Annotated in this window: 21 protein-coding genes and 1 tRNA gene; 1 reads left to right on the forward strand and 21 read right to left on the reverse strand. The window is 43.5% G+C overall.

The features are described 5' to 3' along the window. Positions 1–251 precede the first annotated feature (251 nt). The 4 genes from KP803_RS01405 to KP803_RS01420 all read right to left on the reverse strand — a co-directional run bounded on the left by KP803_RS01405 (position 252) and on the right by KP803_RS01420 (position 4,091). Positions 252–539, reverse strand: coding sequence for a hypothetical protein (locus tag KP803_RS01405; protein ID WP_248007041.1), 288 nt, complete (start codon positions 537–539; stop codon positions 252–254). 223 nt (positions 540–762) lie between these two features. Beyond that, positions 763–850: transfer RNA gene (locus tag KP803_RS01410), tRNA-Ser, on the reverse strand. 144 nt (positions 851–994) lie between these two features. After that, positions 995–1,444, reverse strand: a complete 450-nt coding sequence (locus KP803_RS01415; protein WP_248007042.1) for an L-alanine exporter AlaE — start codon at positions 1,442–1,444, stop codon at positions 995–997. Between the two features lie 226 nt (positions 1,445–1,670). After that, a complete protein-coding gene (locus tag KP803_RS01420; protein WP_248007043.1) occupies positions 1,671–4,091 on the reverse strand; it encodes a hybrid sensor histidine kinase/response regulator in 2,421 nt (806 codons plus the stop codon). Between the two features lie 127 nt (positions 4,092–4,218). On the opposite strand from KP803_RS01420, the gene KP803_RS01425 reads away from it, so the two are divergent. Beyond that, positions 4,219–4,788 (forward strand): UPF0149 family protein, encoded by a 570-nt coding sequence (locus tag KP803_RS01425; RefSeq protein ID WP_248007044.1) that lies wholly within the window; start codon positions 4,219–4,221, stop codon positions 4,786–4,788. 121 nt (positions 4,789–4,909) lie between these two features. Here the strand turns inward: KP803_RS01425 and KP803_RS01430 are convergent, their stop codons facing one another. The 17 genes from KP803_RS01430 to aspS form a co-directional block, all read right to left on the reverse strand. Beyond that, positions 4,910–5,944 carry a potassium channel family protein gene (locus KP803_RS01430; RefSeq protein ID WP_248007045.1) on the reverse strand — a complete coding sequence of 345 codons (1,035 nt, stop codon included), beginning with the start codon at positions 5,942–5,944 and terminating at the stop codon, positions 4,910–4,912. A gap of 151 nt (positions 5,945–6,095) precedes the next feature. Continuing rightward, positions 6,096–7,157, reverse strand: coding sequence for a quinolinate synthase NadA (gene nadA / locus KP803_RS01435; RefSeq protein WP_248007046.1), 1,062 nt, complete (start codon positions 7,155–7,157; stop codon positions 6,096–6,098). 165 nt (positions 7,158–7,322) lie between these two features. Beyond that, the gene (ybgF, locus tag KP803_RS01440) at positions 7,323–8,108 is read right to left on the reverse strand and encodes a tol-pal system protein YbgF (RefSeq protein ID WP_248007047.1); all 786 of its coding nucleotides are present in this window, start codon (positions 8,106–8,108) and stop codon (positions 7,323–7,325) included. A gap of 29 nt (positions 8,109–8,137) precedes the next feature. Beyond that, a complete protein-coding gene (gene pal, locus KP803_RS01445; protein WP_248007048.1) occupies positions 8,138–8,677 on the reverse strand; it encodes a peptidoglycan-associated lipoprotein Pal in 540 nt (179 codons plus the stop codon). Between the two features lie 34 nt (positions 8,678–8,711). Beyond that, the gene (tolB, locus tag KP803_RS01450) at positions 8,712–10,028 is read right to left on the reverse strand and encodes a Tol-Pal system beta propeller repeat protein TolB (RefSeq protein WP_282437130.1); all 1,317 of its coding nucleotides are present in this window, start codon (positions 10,026–10,028) and stop codon (positions 8,712–8,714) included. A 55-nt stretch (positions 10,029–10,083) separates the two neighbouring features. After that, on the reverse strand, positions 10,084–11,130 hold the full coding sequence (gene tolA, locus KP803_RS01455; protein ID WP_248007050.1) for a cell envelope integrity protein TolA: 1,047 nt from the start codon (positions 11,128–11,130) through the stop codon (positions 10,084–10,086). A gap of 14 nt (positions 11,131–11,144) precedes the next feature. After that, positions 11,145–11,588, reverse strand: coding sequence for an ExbD/TolR family protein (locus KP803_RS01460; RefSeq protein ID WP_248007051.1), 444 nt, complete (start codon positions 11,586–11,588; stop codon positions 11,145–11,147). A gap of 2 nt (positions 11,589–11,590) precedes the next feature. Next, complete coding sequence (gene tolQ, locus KP803_RS01465) at positions 11,591–12,274, reverse strand: protein TolQ (protein WP_248007052.1); 684 nt, start codon at positions 12,272–12,274, stop codon at positions 11,591–11,593. Next, positions 12,264–12,695 carry a tol-pal system-associated acyl-CoA thioesterase gene (gene ybgC / locus KP803_RS01470; RefSeq protein WP_248007053.1) on the reverse strand — a complete coding sequence of 144 codons (432 nt, stop codon included), beginning with the start codon at positions 12,693–12,695 and terminating at the stop codon, positions 12,264–12,266. The genes tolQ and ybgC overlap by 11 nt, the downstream gene beginning before the upstream one ends. Before the next feature lie 199 nt (positions 12,696–12,894). Continuing rightward, complete coding sequence (gene cydX, locus KP803_RS01475; RefSeq protein WP_248007054.1) at positions 12,895–13,005, reverse strand: cytochrome bd-I oxidase subunit CydX; 111 nt, start codon at positions 13,003–13,005, stop codon at positions 12,895–12,897. An 11-nt stretch (positions 13,006–13,016) separates the two neighbouring features. Continuing rightward, positions 13,017–14,153: a cytochrome d ubiquinol oxidase subunit II gene (cydB, locus tag KP803_RS01480; protein WP_248007055.1), complete on the reverse strand. Its 1,137-nt coding sequence runs from the start codon at positions 14,151–14,153 to the stop codon at positions 13,017–13,019. Positions 14,154–14,167: 14 nt separating this feature from the next. Then, on the reverse strand, positions 14,168–15,760 hold the full coding sequence (locus KP803_RS01485; RefSeq protein ID WP_248007056.1) for a cytochrome ubiquinol oxidase subunit I: 1,593 nt from the start codon (positions 15,758–15,760) through the stop codon (positions 14,168–14,170). A gap of 344 nt (positions 15,761–16,104) precedes the next feature. Further along, on the reverse strand, positions 16,105–17,112 hold the full coding sequence (gene ruvB, locus KP803_RS01490; RefSeq protein WP_248007057.1) for a Holliday junction branch migration DNA helicase RuvB: 1,008 nt from the start codon (positions 17,110–17,112) through the stop codon (positions 16,105–16,107). A gap of 26 nt (positions 17,113–17,138) precedes the next feature. Beyond that, positions 17,139–17,756, reverse strand: a complete 618-nt coding sequence (ruvA, locus tag KP803_RS01495) for a Holliday junction branch migration protein RuvA (protein WP_248007058.1) — start codon at positions 17,754–17,756, stop codon at positions 17,139–17,141. A gap of 80 nt (positions 17,757–17,836) precedes the next feature. After that, the gene (locus tag KP803_RS01500) at positions 17,837–19,288 is read right to left on the reverse strand and encodes a methyl-accepting chemotaxis protein (RefSeq protein ID WP_248007059.1); all 1,452 of its coding nucleotides are present in this window, start codon (positions 19,286–19,288) and stop codon (positions 17,837–17,839) included. A gap of 125 nt (positions 19,289–19,413) precedes the next feature. Further along, a complete protein-coding gene (gene ruvC / locus KP803_RS01505) occupies positions 19,414–19,935 on the reverse strand; it encodes a crossover junction endodeoxyribonuclease RuvC (protein WP_248007060.1) in 522 nt (173 codons plus the stop codon). Between the two features lie 127 nt (positions 19,936–20,062). Beyond that, positions 20,063–21,838, reverse strand: coding sequence for an aspartate--tRNA ligase (gene aspS / locus KP803_RS01510; RefSeq protein ID WP_248007061.1), 1,776 nt, complete (start codon positions 21,836–21,838; stop codon positions 20,063–20,065). Positions 21,839–21,910 lie beyond the last annotated feature (72 nt).

Consider the following 21,910-nt stretch of genomic DNA (forward strand, 5'->3'; position numbering starts at 1 on the left):
CTTGGCTGACGACTGCGGTGCTCCGAAACTAACCTTGGTAGCTTCTTCACTCTAACTAGGTCAAAGGGATTACTCTTAATATATTCTTGAATCTTGAGCCACGAGTAGAATTGACGATTTGCTGCAATGTAATCATTCGTCGTTTTCTCGGCCTTACCCTCCTAAAGCATGCTTTGCTTAAACGCCAACCCGTCTCTAATCGTCACCAGACTTACATCGTCCTTCAACACATGTTTGCCGAATGTTTTTAGCTATAGCTCTAATTGATTAATACTGCGCAGAGAGATTCTCTCAGCTCGATTACTTTGGATAAACTCGTCTATTAACTCTAGGTATGGTTTGACGTTCGATAATGTTGTTGCCTTGTGTTGGCTTACTGACGAGTTCGGTTTAGTGCCAGAATCTAAGTCACTCTGAATAAAATCATTGAATCTAATTGGTTTCAGTAACGTTTTAATAGATTCCATTGCGGCATCAGCGCTCTGATTCAGATCCAATTGATTTACGTTATTTCGAATGGCACCCACGACTAATAGCATTCGTTCTAAAGCAATAGAGCGTTGTTTCGTAGAAAGGGAAAGCGTAGCTCGTTTGGAAGGTCCCGACTCACTAGCTCCTTAGGGAAGTAATAACGGGCGTAATATGTAGCATTGCGGTCTTTGAGTAGAAACATGATCGTATCACCTGTACGTATCATGCCAAATTTACTTTTGAGCGGACACAAAAAAGCCCTCGATAATCAAGGGCTTATTCGTTTAAATATGGCGGTGAGTGAGGGATTCGAACCCTCGATACGTTGCCGTATACACGCTTTCCAGGCGTGCTCCTTCAGCCACTCGGACAACTCACCGTATTGTGTGTTAACGTTCTGCGTTAACGAGGCGCTAATTTAATGATTCTATGCTATTTGGTCAAGTGATAATGGTAAAAAAATCCACCACCACTGACTAAGTGCTTACTAATTGACATTAAAGCGCATTTTTTCAACAAAGCTCTACGCTTGTTGATAATAACCTGGCACTTTAAACCACTTACGGCACATATCTAAAAAGTAGCCGTAAAGTACGCCCATTCCGCAAGAGACTACTGCATTACTGGTCACTGCTGTAATGATTTGATCTGTGGATGCGCCAACAACAAATAGAATTGCAGCGTACACTGGCGATTGAAACAGTACGTAAGCCACTAGGTCAGAAATATTCTTTACTAAACCAGTGTCTGAAACACGGCGACCTTGTCTTAATACGAAATCTCTGAATATTCCGTAAGGCCATGCAATTGCTATGTTTACCGGAATCGATAACGTTCGAGAAGCCAAAGACTGCTCAAAGGTCATACCCGAAATAAAGATCTCAATGATCATTCCCGACACAAAACAAAAAACAACCATGGCAAACGTATCTGCCGCGGCATGACGGATACAAAAAGGAGCGCGAGCTTTCATCTAACCAATCCACAAAACAATTAACTGCTTTAATCACAAATAAACAACGAAATAAACCAGATACTTATTAGTAACTGGTTTATTCGGCCATTAAAACATAAGTTTTGTAGTGTTAGATTTCAAAGTTAAAAAGAAGTAGTAAATAAATGACTAATTTCTTACCAAAAACTAGATATTCCATCTAGAAAACGTGCTCAAGTTCAAATTATAAGCAATATACTGTAATCTACTTACAGTATTCAGCAAGCATGACTGTGATTACGTCAACATCAGAAAAGTCTGGCTCTTGTTCTTGTTCAAGGGAGTCACGAATATGATTCAATTTTTCAAGTAACACCGTATCTTGAGAGCCCAACATAGCAATAATATCGTCGAGGACACTCATCGCTCTTGTGTATTGGTTGTTTTCCAACTCTATATACAGACGAACCAACATCTCTTCTGACAGCTTTTTAGAGTCCGCTTTCTCTACCTCAGGGTGGTATTGATACAGTTTCCTTGCATATTGGTAGAGAGCATCATCAAGTTCTGATTCATCGATAGGTTTTGAGATAATATAATCGACTCCAGCGCCTAGCATGCGCTCCCTCGTCTCTTTAAATACATCAGCCGTACAACCGAAGATAAGAATGTCTGAGTTTGAATTACTCATTGTCCGTATTCCTGTTGTCGCCTCTACGCCATCCATCACTGGCATATGATTATCCATTAGGACTAAGTCGTATTGTTCTTTCGCCACAGCTTGTAGGGCTTGCTCTCCATTTTCCACACAGTCACAGACAAAGCCTTTGTATTTCATGAATGTTTCAATGATGATGGTATTGGTCCTATTGTCTTCAACAATCAGTACTTTTAAGCCATCATAATTTAGCTTTCTATGTATTGGCATCTCAACCGTTCCTGCGGCAGTCGATGTCATAACTAATGACACGTCAAAGCTCGTCCCTATTCCTACCTCACTGGTCACTTCAATAGACCCGCCGTTAAGTTCGACGATTTGGCTAACAATAGCTAAACCTAACCCCGTTCCGCCAAAGCTCCTAGTCGTGCTTGATTCAGCTTGTTCAAACGGTTTGAAAATTCGAGATTGCGCTTCTTTGGATATACCAATTCCTGTGTCTCTTACTTTTATTAACAGACGGAGCTCATCGTCAATCACTCTTTCTTTTAAGTAGACTTCTACAAACCCTCTAGAGGTAAATTTCACTGCGTTATTAATCAAGTTAAATAGAATTTGTCTTAGGCGCGCTTTATCAGCGAAGTACCAACGTTCTACTGGAATTTCAGAATAGACTTTGAATTGCAATCCCTTCTCTGTGCACAAGGTATGATAGACGCTGTTAATACTGCCGATGATGGACTCTAGCGGAAAAGCAGCACGATCGAACTCCATGTGCCCCTGCTCGATTTTTGAAAAGTCTAAAATCTCATTGAGTAAAGTCATCATGTGATCGCCAGAATCATACAAACTATGCATATGCTTACGTTGATCTGGAGTGAGATTCTCTTTGAGAAGAATTTGTGCGGTACCCAATACCCCGTTCATTGGTGTTCTGATTTCATGAGACAAGGTTGCAAGAAAAGCGCTTTTCGCCTTAGTTGACGCTTGTGCCTTAGCTTTTTCAGCTTCTATAAAACCCGTTTTCTCATTGAAAGTATCGATCAAGTGGCGAATTTCATCATTACTCCGATAATTAACTTCAATGATTCCACCTTCTATAGAATCATCGACCTTTTTGGCGATTAAGATAATTGGCTTGATAAGGTATTGGTTTATTAAGTAATAGCCGACCATGACACAGAGAAGAAGAATTGGGATTATCCCAAACTCTACATTAGTCACTAAGTCATAAACCTCGTCGTTGACCGTTCGTTTAGCGTTTACGACATCCACAGTCCAGTTGAAGCCACCAAACTGATGCTGACTGATATATATATTTTCCTGTATCTTAAAGTTATGCTCGGTAATTACTTCATTAAAACTATCGCGTAAAATAACACCGAGATCGGACTCCATAGCACTCTGTCTAACAAAGTCAACCAAGTCCACCAGTGACAGATCAACGGTCACCACTCCCGCAAAAACATCGTCGAGATAGTAAGGAGACGTTACCGTAATCATTTGAACGTGAGTATAAGCATCGATATAAACTTCGGACCAAAATACACTGCCAGCAGGTTTGTCTATTGCGACGATATACCACGCTTCTTTATCGTAGCCTCCTGCTGCCGGATTATTCCAAGACAGGATCTTATCGACTCGGCCATCACTGGCTCGATTATAAAACAAGCTCTTATAGGCGATATCTGGATCGACGGTATAGGGTTGCGGCCAAATTCCCCCACTAACTACCACACCATCAATGGTTTTGAATAGCGAGTAAAGCAATTGGGCTTGAAACTTCTGCGAATGGTTGGTTTCGCCTAGACTGACAATACTTTGAAGTATGCCAATGGAGCTGTTTAATGGCTCTTCAATTTGTCCGGCTAGAAGTTGGGTTTTAAGATCGAGATTCTGCTCAAGCTTTTCTCGAACAGGTGGCTCAACAACGAGATAACTGACTGTCCCTATCGTTGCGATGAAAAAGCATAAATAGACTCCAAGAGCCAATATACTTTTTCTTTTAAGAGAAGAGCTTATTTCCATATAATTACTTGAATTATTTTCTGTTTGTTAAAAATTATAGCGAATATTATCTCGCATCAACTCTTTTTCCTTAGTATGTGAGTTGTTACTATAGGAATATTATTCATTCCGTGCAGTGGTACCTACTTTGACTTTAGAAAACATCCTCTCTTTACCTGAGCTTGAAGGAAAGCTTCTTAATGAAGCAAGAACACAAGGGTTTATTGCATCAATGGCCGCAGCGCCAAACATTCTGCCGCCAGAAGAATGGCTTCCTTTCCTATGGGGCGGTGATGAAGTCGCGCCATTTTCGGATGGTGAGCAACTAGAGAACTATATTGAGCTTGTCATTCAAATGTGGAACGCCTTCCGCCCTGCGCTGTTAGACGGCACCTGGGAATGGCCGTTGACGTGCAAGCTTGATGATGAAGATATCGTGAGCATTCAAACTCGTGATTTCTGTGAAGGCATGCTACAAGGGTGGCAACTAGCTCGCGATGATTGGGAAACCATCATGCCAGAACAAAGTGAAGACAACGCATTGCTTGGCGGTGTCTTACTCTCACTGAGTATGCTTTATGATCCAGAAACGTCTATCTCGACTCTTTCAGAACAAGGCATTGAAGGCTTAGAGCAATTTGAAGAGATATTTAATGCGATTCCGGTCATGCTCTGCGGTCTTACCCAGCGTGGAGCGGCGCTCGTAGAGCAGCAATAGTTTCATCGCTTAGCCTAGCCCTCATCCCCAGAAGGCTCATATAACAGCCTACCGACTTAACCATCGGTAGGCTTTTTTGAATGGGCTACCGGCTTACTATAGTAACGATAGCTATCCCGACCTAATTGATCTTTGCCCAGTCAAAGTTATCGATTCGTTCGTCCGCAATATAAAAAAGCTGAGCCCCCGCTGGTATCTTTCGCTGAAGTTGCGGGTTTAGCTCAATGCCTTCTCCAACATCCATAGCAATAAGAGTGGCATCATGGTTTGATTTCATAAAACTGAAAACCGTATCGACATTAGTGTCACTACGACTGTTTGGGTAAAATGTTGAGTATTGAGTCATCCCCCGTGTTGATGCCAGTAGCTCTTGGTGCAATACACTTGATCCTGGGTCAACAGCCGCTTTCGCCAACATCTCAGCGCCTACTGCCGGAATGCACTCTGCATTAGGACAATGTTGGCTCAGTAAGTGACTTAGCGCTTCGTCTTTAAAGTAAGCGAGCAAATGGGCATCGGGGTTAGTGTTGGCGCTGTATAGAGCTGCTGAGAGAGTTACGTCGTCTTCTAAGTTATCAACAATGATACAACTGGCTTTATTGAGATTGACCTTCTCCATCTCTTGGCCATCGGTATAGCTCGTTACTCTCACAAAACCAATTTCGCCCGGAAGCGGATTTTCTATCTCAGATCGGCTACACAATATTATTGGTCGCTTTCCGTGTTCTTCATGTTGAAGCATTCTGATCAAGTGCATCGTTCGCTGACCATTCCAACCCAACAGCAAAATATGATTTTCCACTCGCATTCTCCGTTTTCCTAATACACCTGCTCGCCAATATTCAATGGCAGAGCCAGCGATACGTCCTAATAACGCCGCAAATAAACTCAACCCACCAGGTATGATAAATAATACTACTGACCATTTACCTAATTCCGTAGTTGGCGAAAAATCTCCATAACCCACCGTCGAGGCTGTCACCATTAAGTAATACGCAAACGTCGTGAAGTTTTCAGTGAGAGTCTCTTCGCCAGCGATAAAAAATAGAAGCCATGAGATCCCAACGTAAGCCAAAGATAGAATCAGTAGGTTGCGATTATTAATTTTAAAAAGGCTAGCGTTAATCCATTTCTTTAGATGTAGCCAAAGAGTCATCATTCGTCCTAAAATCAATCTGATTACGATAGATATAACAGATATAAAAAAGCCAGTCACAAGGACTGGCTTCAATAATGTGAATTAGGTCAACTATATGGCGTATAACATGCTAATGCTAGCGATGTTCTTGCCCACTAGTTGCAGCGACTTACGCGTTACCTTTCACTTTAATGTTGAGTTTCTCTGCAAAATCTAGCATGCGATTTAATGGAATCAATGATTTAACTCTTAATTCTTCATCAACGAAAATCTCGTGATCTGCCCCACCTTCGCTGAGCGCCTGCTCGATGGCTTTTAGACCGTTCATTGCCATCCAGGGGCAGTGAGCGCAGCTACGACACGTTGCACCAGCACCAGCGGTTGGCGCTTCAATCAATTCTTTTTCTGGAACCAATTGCTGCATTTTAAAGAAAATGCCTTTGTCTGTCGCAACAATAAGCTTTTGCTGTGGTAGCTCTTTCGCCGCTTTAATTAGCTGGCTTGTGGAACCAACGGCATCTGCCAGTTCAACAACGCTAGCTGGCGACTCTGGGTGTACCAAAATAGCTGTATCAGGGTGCAAAGCTTTCATTTTGCGTAAAGCGTCAGCAGAGAACTCATCGTGTACAACACATTCGCCTTGCCATAACAGCATGTCAGCGCCTGTTTGATTCGCGATATAAGAGCCTAGGTGGCGATCAGGTCCCCACAAAATAGGCTTATCTTCGCTATCTAGCTCTTCAACAATCTCTAGGGCAATACTTGATGTTACAACCCAGTCGGCACGCGCTTTAACTGCTGCTGAGGTATTAGCGTAAACAACCACAGTATGATCAGGGTGTGCATCACAAAATGCCGAGAACTCGTCTGCTGGACAGCCAAGATCAAGAGAACATTCTGCCTCTAACGTTGGCATCAAAATGGTTTTTTCTGGAGTGAGTATCTTTGCAGACTCGCCCATAAAACGCACACCTGCAATGATCAAAGTGCTCGCTGAGTGACGATTACCAAACTTCGCCATCTCCAGTGAGTCGCCAACAAATCCGCCGGTTTCTTCTGCTAGCGCTTGGATTTCAGGATCAGTGTAATAATGCGCGATTAAAACAGCATTTTTTTCAACAAGCAGTGACTTGATATTAGCAATATAGGTTTGCTTTTCAACATCGCTCAAAGGCACAGGCTTTGGTGGAAATGGGTATATGGTATCTACAGTATCTAATATGTGGCTCATTGCTCTTGCTCTATGCAACTTCCATGAATCCGAGCATTGTACACCTTAACGATGGCTAGGATCAAAGGAGTTTCAACTGACCTGACCAAAGTTGAACAAGAAATGAAAAAGAGGCAACAGATGTGCCTCCTTTAGAAGTCTTCAACGATAGACAACCAACATAGTTTATAGGTTTTTTTCTGCTAGTTTTGCTGAAGCACTGTTAGGGTATTCATCAACAACCTGCTGATAATACTTTGTCGCAGTGGCTTGATTATTGTTTCTTTTCGCGATGTCGCCAAGTTTAACCAAGGCATCCGCTCGCTTATTAGAATCTTGATAGGTTACAACCGCTGCAAAGCTTTTCACGGCTTCTTTATCTTGCTTCTTAGCAAAATAGAGCTGGCCAAGCCAGTAATGAGCGTTTGAAGAGAATGAAGAGTCTGGGAAATCGACTTGGAACTGCTTTAAGGCAACAATGGCACCTGCGTAGTCACGCTCTTTTAGAACTAAATCTACCGCATTTTGATAAGCAGTTTGCTCGTCAACGTTGCTGCTAAATGTGCCCGTAGGCTGGGAGTCATCTATTTCAACAACGGGGGTTTCTGCGGTTCTGATCTCACCACGAACTTTATCGAGTTCGATAAATAATTCACGCTGACGCTGCAACATTTGCTGCATATCGTAGCTATTTTTTTCTAATTGTCCGCGAAGTTCACTGATCTCAAGCGACATATCGTCAATCTGCTGCTGCATATTCAGCTGAACACGATTTCGATTCTCAAGTAATCGTTCTAAACGCTGAATGTCTGTCTCGGAAGAGTTGGCTGAGCGGGTTGCTGTCGCTGTCGTAGAAGTGATTGCGGGAGTAGTACTGCTTAAGTCCGATACTGGAGCTGGTGCAGCGAACGAGGTGTTCGCTGCACTTGCCAGTAACATAAGCGTAAATACTCGCTTTGAGTTACTGAACATAAGGCTATCTCTCTATTGGCATAAGAGAATTAGTATACTAGAACTGAACGACGGTTCTTAGCGTATACTTCTTCAGATTGGCCAAGAAGAAGAGGTTTCTCTTCACCGTAGCTAACAATAGAGATTTGCTCAGCTTGTACACCAAGAGCTTGCAGGTAGTTAGCAACTGCTTGTGCACGACGCTCGCCAAGTGCGATGTTGTACTCAGGAGTACCGCGCTCGTCTGCGTGACCTTCGACTGTTACGTTTAGGCTAGTATCTTTGCTTAGGTAAGCGGCGTGAGCTGCAAGCATCTCTTCGTAGTCGCCAGCAATAGTTGCGTTGTCGAATGCGAAGTAAATTGTTTGAGTTTCACGTAGAGCCTGCTCTTTAAGCTCTTGCTCTGTAAGCTCACCATATGAATCTACTGGCGTTACTACTGTAGTATCTACAGTGTTCTCTGTGCCAGAAGTTGTTTGGTTAGTTTCAGTACCTGAAGCACTTGTTGCTTCGTCGCTAGAGCTACAAGCCGTCACTGCTAATACTGGAAGAGCAATCAATAGACCTTTAAGAACTTTATTAAGCTGCATTATATTTTCCTTACTAATTAATACTTATTTTTTGCTATAGAAACGGAGACCAAGCAGGTGCTCTTACACGCCCATTTGTCGCCGGTAATCTAGCTTTAAAACGTCCATCTATCGACACCATCGAAAGTACATTCGTTTCGTTGTAGATAGAACTGTAAATGACCATACCGCCATTAGGTGCAATACTTGGAGACTCGTCAAGCAAGGTACTTGTTAATACTTGCATCGCACCAGTTTCTAAATCTTGTTTGGCCAAATTAAACCCTGTGTTGCTACGATTCACCATTACGAGGAACCGGCCGTCCGGTGTAATTTGTCCACCTAAGTTTTGGCTGCCTTGCCAAGTCAGACGGTTGGTCGCACCATCTGCCAAATTTACGTTATAAATCTGTGGCCTACCACCTCTATCAGAGGTAAAGATTAATGATTTTCCATCCGGATGCCAATATGGTTCCGTATTATTTGATCTGCCGCGGGTAATTTGAGTCAGTTTCTTTGACTTTAAGTCCAAAGTGTAGACTTGTAAGCTACCCGTTTTCGACAATACCAATGCTAACTGACTTCCGTCAGGTGAGAATCTTGGCGCGCCATTATGACGAGGATATGACGTAATCTTTTCACGTTTACCCGTATAAATGTCCATCACAAAGATTTCTGCCTGACCATTTTGAAAACTCACATACGCTAACTGTTTAGCATCAGGAGACCACGCTGGTGACATCAAAGGTTGCTTCGATCGCAATACCAAACGCTCATTATAGCCGTCATAGTCCGCTACTCTAAGCTGATACGGATACGGATCTTTATCTTGAACAACAACATACGCGATACGAGTTAGAAATGCACCACGTTCACCCGTCAGTTCTTTGTAAACTAAATCAGAAATGCGATGCGCATACTCGCGCAGTCGGTGCCCAGGTACTGTCGCTTTCTTATTAAAAAGAACATGGTCCTTTGATAGTACCAGTTGACCATCAGAGCTTAGCGCCCTACTTTGCCCTTGAGTTAACTGACCACGAATAACATCGACTAGCTGATAATTAACGATGTAGTTATCACCTTCACCTTTCGAGATCGTGCCTGTGAGTAAAGAGTCAACGCCTACTCCGCTCCATGCATCAAAGTTAATCTCAGACTCCGAATAAGGGGTTTGTGGCATATTACTTGTCGCTACAGGGCTAAACTTACCACTGCGCTGCAAATCCGAAGCAATCACGGCGGAAACATCATGAGGTAATGGTTTATCACCTTGCCACTTAAATGGGACAATCGCTATCGGCCTTGCTGAATTGATACCGTCGGTAATAACAAGCTCAAGCGCCGCATTGGCAAATTGAACAGTGCTCGACATTAGCAACAAACATCCTAAAATTATTCGCTTAAACACTCGCTTTTCCTTATTACTGTTACAGTTCGACTGTTAAATTAATGCTTTTCAACTGCTCAACAACACTCGGTTGATTTGCAGGTAGTGGAAACGCGTTAACCTGAGCTACTGCTCGCTTAGTCGCTGAGCAAAGGCGATTATCGCCGTTAATAACTGATACATTACCCAATAGCGCGGAGTCGCCTGCAGGTATCAAGCGAAGGTTAACTCGACAAGACTTTCCCTTAAAGCTCTCCTCAACTAATAAGTTCTGTTTAATCATCTGCTTATATATCTCGCCGTAACGAGCGGCTTCTGATTGGGCAAACTGTGATTGAGCAGAAGAGTTTCTTTCGTTTTCACTCTCCATGCCGGCAAAAATATCATTGAGTGCTGCCTCTTGCTCTTTACGCTCGCGTTCTAGTTTTTCTAAACGAGCTTTCTCTTGACGAGCCTTTTCTGCCGCCTCTTTCGCAGCTTTCTCTTCAGCTATTCTCGCTTTTTCTGCACGCTCGGCCGCTTCTTTCGCTTCTTTCGCGGCTTTTTCTTGAGCTATACGCTCTTTCTCTGCTTTTGCAATAGCGGCTTGTTTTGCTACACGCTCTTCTTCCGCTCTTTTAAGTTCAGCTTCTTTCACTTTGCGTTCAGCTTCAAGTTTTTTCGCTTTCTCTCGTTCTTGCTTAACACGAGCTTCCTGCGCTTTTCGCTCTTTCTCTACTTGAACACGTTTTTTCTCAGCTTCACGAGCCGCTTTTGCTTCCTTAACCTGCTGCTCTTTCAACTTACGAATGCGATCTTCTTCCGCTTTTCGGTTTTTCTCAAGCTGCTCACTTTCACGTTTTAATTTGTCTAAACGTTCTTGTTCTTTTTTTGCCGCAGCATCGCGTTGACTTCGAATTTTTTGAGCCTGCTCTCTAACCAAGCTAGGATCAATCACAACAGCTTGTACTAGGTTGCCACTTGGCTCTGGTTCCGACATGGTGAAATCCGTCCCCCAAAGCAATGCGACAACTAATGCCGCATGCATCGCCAAAGAGATAACAACTGGATTTCGATAATCTTGTTTTTTCGAGTTAGTTTCTTTCATGAGTTATGCGGATCTTAATCCTTTATATCCGTTAACAGACCAACTTTCGGAATACCAGCGCGGCTTAGCTCATCCAACACCAATACAACATCAGCATAAGGCGTTGCGGCATCACCACCAACGGCCACTGGTGAATCAGGCTTTATGGATAACTCAGCCTTTACTCGAACAATAACGTCTTGCAATGAAATCCCACGTTGCACTTCCTCGTCGTTGACACTCAAGCCAAGATTTCCATCCCGATCTATTTCAACAATGATAAAGCTACTCTCCGTTTCGCCTGCTAAGTCTGATGCAGGCTTCGCACTGGTCGTTTTAGGTAATTCCACATCAACACCTTGCGTAATAAACGGGGATGTCGCCATGAAGATGATTAATAAAACCAACATAACATCGATATAGGGAACGACGTTAATCTCCGCTGTCATCTTACGTTTTTTTGGTTGATAACCAGCCATGGTTAATCCCTACCTGCCATCGCTTGGCGGTGTAAAATACTGTGAAACTCTTCTGAGAAGGTAGCGTAGTTATGTTCAAGCTTGCCGACATTACTACTAAATCGGTTGTAAGCCATTACCGCAGGAATTGCTGCGAATAGACCCATTGCTGTTGCAATAAGCGCTTCTGCAATACCAGGGGCAACCATTGAAAGTGTTGCTTGCTTAACTTCCCCTAAGGCAATAAAGGCATGCATAATGCCCCATACAGTACCGAAGAGGCCGATGTATGGACTAATCGAACCAACCGTTGCTAGAAACGGTAAGTTAGTTTCTAGATCATCAACTTCTCGGGCGACAGCGACGCGCATTGCACGACCTGTTCCTTCCATGATGAAGCCTGGCGAGTCTGCGTTCGATTTACGCAAACGAGCGAACTCAGTAAAACCTGAATAGAAGATCTCTTCACTGCCAGAAATGTCATTTTTTCTTTTCTTTACATCTTGGTAAAGAATGGCAAGGTCAGTGCCAGACCAAAACTTATCTTCAAATGATTCGGCGTCTTTTGCAGCTTGAGACAGTACTTTGCTGCGTTTGATAATCATTGCCCAAGAAGCGACTGACATCCCTAACAAAATCAACATAACTAATTGAACTAAAATACTGGCTTCTAGTATCAACTCTACAAACGAAATATCAGCAGTCACTTTCGGTAAACTCCAAAACTATAGATTGAGGCATCGCTTTAGGCCTCATTTTCACGTTATCGATACATGCTACCTTAACCAATGCTTTACACAATATCTTGCCATCGAGATTTACGATCTCTTGACAGAAAGTGATGGATGCTTTTTTTAGGTTAGAAATAGTCGTAACGACATTCAGTTGTTCATCAAGGCGAGCACCTTGTAGAAAATCGATATCAATATGGCGAATTACAAAAGCCACATTCTCTTCTAGTAAACTGTGTTGTGACACACCGATACTACGAAGCATTTCCGTTCTAGCTCGTTCAAAATATTTTAGATAATTAGAGTGATAAACCACCCCACCAGCATCAGTGTCTTCGTAATAGACCGTTACTGGCCAGTGAAAAATCACGTCACTTGGATGCAAAATAATACCCATTATCAATTCAATATTGGAACCTACTATACCGCACCTTAACACCATTAGTACAAGTGCTATCAACGGTTTTGTCGCCTCTCAGATAAAAAATTAGCGCTGTCTCAAAGAGGCAGCGCTAAGTTGGATATTATTTCATCATTTCTTCAATGAAATTGTATCGATGTATGACAATCTTGCTCCGATACCACAGCAATTGAAGCTATTCTTTGCTGTCTTTGTCCATCATTTCAGTGTGCTCTAACCAAAGAGCATTAATGATGCCAAATGCACAAGCGAGTAGTACGCCCAAAATCCATGCAAAATACCACATAAGTCTGCTCCTTAATAAAGTGAATGTTTGTTGTCTTCAATATGTTTGTTGTCGATGCGACCAAACATTTTGTAATAAGTCCACGACGTGTAACCAAGAATGATTGGTACCATAACAAAGGCCACTGCCGTCATCAGGTTTAGAGTCAACTCACTTGAAGTCGAGTCCCACATCGTCAAGCTATGGTTTGGTATCAAATCTGACGGCATAAGGAATGGAAACATTGCCAGTCCTGCCGTAAAGATAATACCAGCGTTAGCCAAACTTGAAGATACAAAGCCAAAACCTGGTTTGTTCAATCGAGAGAACAACGAAGCAAATAACCCTCCGACAATACCTAGCGCAGGCGCAGCCCACATCAGCGGGTAGGTCTCGAAGTTGTTCATCCAAGCACCGACTTCACGGATGACTTCTTTATTTAGAGGATTTGAAGGCGCGTTAGTATCAATCACACTTGAAATAACATAGCCTTCGATTGATTGAACCCAAACACCAGCAGAAATAAATAGAGCCACCAAAACTATACCAGCAACCTGAGCAATACCACGTGCACGAGTGCGTACTGAGTCAGTTGTTTTCATCTGTAGCCATGCTGAGCCTTGTAGTAGGAACATCAGTAGACTAATGACACCACAAAGAAGAGCAAACGGGTTTAGTAGTCCAAAGAACGACCCATGATACGTAGACATCAAGAAGTCATTAAATTGAAATGACACACCTTGCAGTAAGTTACCAAAAGCAACACCAAAGATTATCGGCGGCACAAAACCACTGATTGAAATACAGATATCCCATGACTTACGCCATTTTGGGTCTTCAATCTTTGAGCGATAATCAAGCCCTACCGGTCTTAACCACAATGCGGCTAAAGCGAGAAGCATCGCAAAGTAAAAGCCAGAAAATGACGTAGCGTACACTTGCGGCCAAGCGGCAAATAGAGCACCTGCGGCCGTGATTAGCCACACTTGGTTACCATCCCAGTGAGGGGCGATCGAGTTAATCATGACACGACGCTCTGTATCGGTTTTACCGACTACGGGCACCATGGCACATACACCCATATCGAAGCCGTCTGTAATAGCGAAGCCTACAAATAGGACACCAATCAGTACCCACCAGATGAGACGTAACGTTTCGTAATCAAACATATTTTATTCCCTTCCTATGCTTCTACTTGACGGTTAACTTTATCTTCAAGGGATTGCTCACCTTGTTCAAAGTGGTAACGACCAGTATTAAGGCTACTTGGTCCTTTACGAGCATACTTCAGCATCAGATACACTTCGGCAATTAAGAATACGGTGTATAGTCCGATGATTAACCCTAGAGATGTCCATAGCTGACCTACGGTCAACGCAGAAGCTGCTACATGCACTGGTAAAATCTCACCAACCGCCCACGGTTGACGACCATACTCAGCAACGAACCAACCTGCTTCAATCGCAATCCACGGAAGAGGTAGACTAAGAAGCGTCGCTTTCAGTACCCAAGGCTTTTGTTCAATTTTTTGACGACACGTTTGTACAAACGCAGCTGCGAATACGACCAGCATGATCATGCCACACGCAACCATGATACGGAATGACCAGAATAGAGGCCAAACTGTAGGGATAGAGTCATCAGCGGCCATTTGAATCTGCTCTTCTGTCGCGTCTACCACATTGTCGGTATAACGCTTAAGCAGCAAACCATAGCCTAGATCTTCTTTTAATACTTCAAAGTTAGCGAGGTTCTCTTCGGTACGGTTTCCTGCGCGAAGTTCATTAAGAACTTCATAGGCCAGCATGCCATTACGGATACGAACAATGTGTTCATCGCGCAGATCGCGTAAACCAGTCACTTCTGTATCTGTTGAACGAGTCGCGATAATACCCATCATGTAAGGTATTTTAATCGCATAGTCGGTTTCCATCGTCTCTTGATTTGGAATACCAAACACAGTAAATGCGGCAGGCGCTTCTTCAGTATGCCATTCAGATTCGATAGCAGCCAATTTCACCTTTTGAACATCACCGAGTTCATAGCCAGATTCATCACCTAGAACGATTACCGATAGAATCGACGCCATACCGAACGATGCTGCGATTGCAAATGAACGACGAGCGAACGCGATATCACGACCTTTTAATAGGTAGTAAGAGCTGATCGCAAGTACAAACATTGAACCTGCAACATAACCTGATGCGACAGTGTGTACGAATTTAACTTGAGCTACCGGGTTTAATACCACCTCAGCAAAGCTCACCATCTCCATTCTCATGGTTTCGTAGTTGAATTCAGCACCGATTGGGTTCTGCATCCAGCCGTTCGCAACGAGGATCCATAGCGCAGATAAGTTCGATCCTATCGCCATTAACCAAGTTACCGCTAAGTGCTGACGTTTTGAAAGTCTGTCCCAACCAAATAAGAATAGGCCGAAAAGTGTAGATTCTAGGAAGAAAGCGACCAGCGCTTCAATAGCAAGAGGTGCACCAAATATATCGCCCACATAGTGAGAGTAATAAGACCAGTTGGTGCCGAATTGGAACTCCATGGTGAGACCAGTTGCAACGCCTAACGCAAAGTTAATGGCGAACAACTTACCCCAAAATTTTGTCATATCCTTATAGATCTTTTTATCGGTCATTACATACAGTGACTCCATGATGGCAAGCAGAAACGCCAATCCTAAAGTCAATGGTACGAACAAGAAGTGATACATCGCGGTCAGTGCAAATTGCAATCGCGATAGATCAACTACATCGATATCGAACATTGATAGCTCCTTTGTGCCGGCTGAAGGCACTTTCTTCTATACAATAAAACCCCTAACGCACTAAAAGGCCGCTTTAGGGTGTTACGCAAAGTTTGTGTTATTGTTAAATCCGTGTTACACCGTAACGGTGCAGAGCCCCATGATAGTACTCCTCAAAATTGAACTTATCAAAATAATTTGAGTGGTTAGGGCATTTAAATTCAATTAAAAGCGTTAATCTTTGTAAATTTAGGAAATATTGTTTGCGAACACTAAAAAATAGTTGAATGGAATTCGTACTAAGGAATAAGTAAATACAAAAAAGCCAGGTGGTACCTGGCTTTTGAGCGTTATTCCTAAAAGAATTAAGGCTTATCAATACCGAAATGCAGATAGGCTCTATCCGTTGCAATTCGGCCTCGTGGTGTCCGCTGCAAATAACCTTGCTGAATAAGATAAGGCTCTAAGACATCTTCAATCGTGTCTTTCTCTTCGCCGATGGCTGCGGCCATGTTGTCTAGCCCTACTGGCCCACCACTAAATTTTTCCATTATGGCGAGAAGTAATTTTCTATCCATATAATCGAATCCTTGTGCGTCAACATCAAGCATATTGAGCGCTTTATCAGCGACATTCTCACAAATATGCCCATTACCTTTCACTTCTGCGTAATCACGCACACGACGCAACAGTCGGTTAGCGATTCGAGGCGTACCACGTGCTCGTCGAGCAATCTCTAATGCACCTTCCTCTTCCATTGAAAGATTCAAGCAATTGGCACTGCGCATAACGATATTTTGCAGATCGGCCACTTTGTAATATTCAAGACGCTGTGTGATACCAAAACGGTCACGAAGTGGTGACGTTAATGATCCTGCACGAGTCGTCGCCCCAATAAGGGTAAATGGCGGTAAATCTATCTTTATTGAGCGAGCAGCTGGCCCTTCACCAATCATAATATCTAATTGATAGTCTTCCATCGCCGGATAAAGCACCTCTTCAACCATTGGGCTTAAACGGTGAATTTCATCGATAAAAAGAACATCATTCTCTTCGAGATTGGTGAGTAGCGCAGCTAAGTCACCCGCTTTTTCTAGAACTGGGCCAGATGTCGTTCGAATATTGACTTCCATCTCATTCGCAACAATGTTGGCCAGTGTCGTTTTACCTAAACCTGGAGGCCCGAAGATCAAGAGATGGTCAAGCGCTTCATTTCGAAGCTGCGCCGCTTTAATAAAGATTTCCATCTGATCTTTGACGTGATCTTGGCCTTTATAATCGGCTAGCTTTTTAGGTCGAATGGCGCGATCAATAACGTCTTCTTCTTTAAAAACTGGGCTATCTGGGGCAATTAAACGATCGGCTTCAATCATAGTGAGTATTTAATCCTAGTTGTGTCTTAAACCATCGACTTTAATGAATCGCGAATAATCTGTTCGCTAGTCATATCATCTCTTGCAACTTGAGATACCACCTTAGAAGCCTGAACAGGCTTATAGCCAAGCGCAAGTAGCGCACTCACCGCTTCATCTTGCGCATGCTTCGGGCTGTTAGTTACAGGTGAATCGATAGGAGCAGCATCGGTCGCAGGCGTAAATAAATCCCCTTCGCCCCAGCCTTTCAAGCGGTCTTTCATCTCAACCACAAGACGTTCTGCGGTTTTTTTACCAACTCCAGGAAGCTTAACTAACGTTGAAATATCTTCACGCTCTACACTCGCCACAAACTGACTCGCCGACATACCCGATAAGATACCTAAACCAAGCTTAGGGCCAACTCCGTTGGCTTTAATCACTTCTCTAAATAGAGCGCGCTCTTTAACCGTATTAAAGCCGTAAAGAAGCTGAGCGTCTTCTCTCACCACAAAGTGAGTATAAATCACTGCCTCTTGACCCAATTCTGGAAGCTCATAAAAACAGCTCATCGGCATTTGCACTTCATAGCCAATGCCATTTACTTCAATTAATAATTCAGGGGGCTGCTTTTCAATCAATAAGCCGCGAAGACGTCCAATCACGTGAGATCTCTTTAGAAAACAATTTGCGACAAGAATAATAAAGAACTGGATAGACATCCAGTTCTTTATGCAAATTGGAATCAAATGTTCGACACAACTTGATCGAGCTGATGCGTTAAACGGCGTACTGAGTCCACTTGATTATTCAGTGCATCGCCATTTCGAGCGACGGTCTCTGAAATAGATTTGGTGCTCACGACACTACTCGCGACCTCACTACTGGTTTCATCGAGCTCTTTAAGTGACGTCATTTGTTGCGCCATGATACCTGTTAACCCATTTACATCTGTGGAGATTTGGGTCACTTGTTCGATAATGGAATTCATTCGTTCAGCGCTTGATGTCACAACCTCTTGGCCATGCTTCACTTCATTTTCACTACGATCTAGCAGCGAACGAATCTCTATAGCTGAGTTACTACTTTTCCCAGACAACTCTCGTACTTGCTCAGCAACCACAGCAAAACCTCTACCTTGTTCCCCTGCTCTCGCCGCTTCTATGGCGGCATTTAGTGCCAATAGATTCGTTTGTTCTGCCACTGAAGTGATTAAATCTGCAACTTTGGTTATCTCTTCATGACTACTGAGTATTTGGCCAATTGCCGATGTTGAAGCGGCAAGTAGCTCCGAACTCATTGCTGCCTGCTGATGAACCTGCTGACTTCTAAAATGAAGCTCATCGACAAATTTGCTCGACTCTTCCACTCCCAGTGCCATTTGGTGGACTTGCTGGCTCATCTGCTCGGCGGCACTCGCTTGCGATTCACAATTAATATTGAGTTGATTCACCTGTCCATCAAGTTGCTTAGATTGCAATTCAAGCTCTTCAGAGACACTTTTAAGCTGAGTTGAGTTTGTTGTGGCCTGCTCTAATACACTCGCTAATCTGTTTGATCCGTTTTGTGCCTTCGATGCTATATGCTCGCTACTTTGCTTCGCCTTTTCGGCAACCTCGATAGCGTGGTCACGCTGCTTTGCTGTGAATGCTTGAGCGATGCAAATAACGATGAGCGGAAGAACCGTTCCAGACCATATTTCAATGCGGGTCGCTGATTCACTTAATTCTAATACAGGAAATGGCGTACCTGATATGTGCTGATAGGTCATGACGGATGACAGGGATATCACAACTAGGCTCCACGTTAGCGCCATCACTCTTGTGCCAGACAAGAAGAACGCAACAATGAGGAGCGGAACCCAAAATGCTTGGGTTGAATTCACCACTCCACCACTTTGATAAATTATATTCAGCGCATGCAGTGCCATTCCCGTGAAGCCAATATTTAAGGCAATGAACGGACTTTTCAACCATCGCAAACTCATGGCTGAAATCAGCTCAAGAGCCATTAACGCCATTGACGTCATAATAAGGGAGTCGTGCCCATACTTGCTCCATTTTATGAAGCTATAGATACCGACGAGAAAGGCAATAAATGTAAATAAAGAGAGGATATCGGCTTGGCGTTGTTGTTTTCGATCCCATTGTGGATCATTCGGCATACAAGCTTCACGCCATAGTTTAGCAGGGTTCATCGGAGATCATCCTTGACTAGTTGAGACTAATTAGACCTCCGACCACTATATTTACCTAACAACTCAGCAACAAATAAAGATACCCAAACTGCTTAATATGTCTCATTTTTGAGGATGCAGATGAATTAGCGATAACGGCCTTTTTTCGCACTGGTCGCCTTCCCTGCAAGCGCCGCTAACGTTTTATTGGTGTTAGCATGACAAATAGCCACACCAAGCGCATCTGCCGCATCGGCTTGCGGTTTCGCTGGCAGTTTTAACATATGTTGAACCATGTGCTGAACCTGCGCTTTATCTGCGCCACCTGTTCCTACGACCGCTTGTTTTATTGATCTCGCGGAATATTCAAACACAGGCAAATCACAATTCACGGCGGCAACAATAGCGCTGCCTCTTGCCTGACCAAGCTTGAGCGCTGAATCTGGGTTTTTCGCCATGAACACCTGTTCAATAGCAAACACGTCTGGCTGGAACTGAGTAATGATCTCTGAAACACCCGCATAGATTTGCTTTAATCGCCCGGGCAACTCTTTTTCAGACATACGAATACAGCCACTCCCTAGATAATAGAGATGACGCCCTTGCTGTTGTATAACGCCATAGCCTGTAATGCGGGAACCTGGATCAATCCCTAAAATAATCGACATTAATTACTCTTATTATGATTTGACCAATTACGGCCGCCTCTTTATTAGTTTGCATTAGAAAAAACAAAGCGCCAATTGATATCATCAATTAGCGCTTATGTATTAGTCAATTAGCAAATTTCGCGAATTACTCAGCTTCTTTCTTAGCTTCAGTGACTGCGATCGCAAGCTCTTCCAGTGACGCTGGGTTCGCTAAACTTGGCGCGTCTGTTAGTAGACATGCTGCCGCCGTTGTTTTCGGGAATGCGATAACGTCACGGATGTTTTCTGTACCACAAAGTAGCATGGCTAGACGGTCAAGACCGAATGCTAGACCTGCGTGTGGTGGTGTACCGTATTTAAGCGCGTCAAGTAGGAAGCCAAACTTCTCTTGCTGCTCTTGCTCTTCAATACCTAGGATGCCAAATACCGCAGTTTGCATTTCTGCGTTGTGAATACGTACAGAACCGCCGCCAACTTCGTAGCCGTTGATAACCATGTCGTAGGCATCAGAGTTAGCTGCTGCTGGGTTCGCTTTTAGCTCTTCCGCGTTCACACCAAGTGGTGATGTGAATGGGTGGTGCATAGCGTGTAGGTTGCCTTCACCGTCTTCTTCGAACATTGGAAAATCAATAACCCAAAGAGGAGCCCAAGCTTTCTTATCCGTTAGTTCTAAGTCATCGCCTAGCTTAATACGAAGTGCGCCCATTGCTTCAGCAACGATGTTCGCTTTATCAGCGCCAAATAGGATGATATCGCCAGATTCAGCATTAGTACGCTCAAGAATACCGTTAATGACGTCTTCGTTTAGGAACTTAGCCACTGGAGATTGGATACCTTCCATGCCTGCAGCACGGTCATTAACCTTCATCCAAGCAAGGCCTTTCGCGCCGTAGATGCCTACATGCTCAGCATAACCGTCGATTTGCTTACGAGTTAGCTTAGCGCCACCTGGGACACGGATTACCGCTACACGACCTTTTTCGTCATTTGCAGGACCAGAGAATACTTTGAATTCGACATCTTTCAGTAAGTCAGCAACGTCCACGAGTTCTAATGGGTTACGTAGATCTGGCTTATCAGAACCAAAACGACGAATCGCTTCAGAGAATGGCATGACAGGGAATTGACCAAGTTCAACATCCAAAAGCTCTTTCCACATATCGTGAACCAGCTTTTCAGTAATGTTACGTACTTCTTGAGAAGACATGAACGAGGTTTCGATATCGATTTGAGTAAATTCAGGCTGACGATCAGCACGTAAATCTTCATCACGGAAACATTTAACGATTTGGTAGTAGCGATCAAAACCAGACATCATCAGCAACTGCTTAAACAGCTGAGGAGATTGAGGAAGTGCGTAGAAACTGCCTTTGTGAACACGGCTTGGTACTAGGTAGTCACGTGCACCTTCTGGTGTCGCTTTAGTTAGTACTGGTGTTTCGATGTCTAGGAACAGGTTTTCATCTAGGAAACGACGAACGAAGCTAGAAGCACGTGCACGAAGCTTGATGCGGTCGCTCATTTCTGGGCGACGAAGATCGATGTAACGGTACTTTAGACGCTGTTCTTCAGAGTTCGTTTGGTTGAAATCTAGTGGAAGTGCTTCAGAACGGTTGATGATCTCTAAGCCTGTTGCATAAAGCTCAACTTCACCCGTTGCCATGTCTTTGTTTACTTGGCTTTCTGGACGTACGCGTACTTCGCCAGTCAATTTGATACAGAATTCATTACGCAGTTGGTTCGCGATTGGAAAGATATCTTTCATATCTGGATCGACAACAACCTGAACGATGCCTTCGCGATCGCGCATATCAATGAAGATAAGACCGCCTAAATCACGGCGACGATTTACCCAGCCGCACAATTCTACAGTTTGTCCCGCCAGGGACTTGTTCAGGTTACCACAGTAATGGGTACGCATAATGAATTTCCCAATCTCTTAATTGTTTACTAATTTCCAAGCTGTAGGCGGACATTTCCACCCTACAGAGCA

It is taken from the genome of Vibrio amylolyticus, assembly GCF_023145695.1.
Classification (GTDB): domain Bacteria; phylum Pseudomonadota; class Gammaproteobacteria; order Enterobacterales; family Vibrionaceae; genus Vibrio; species Vibrio amylolyticus.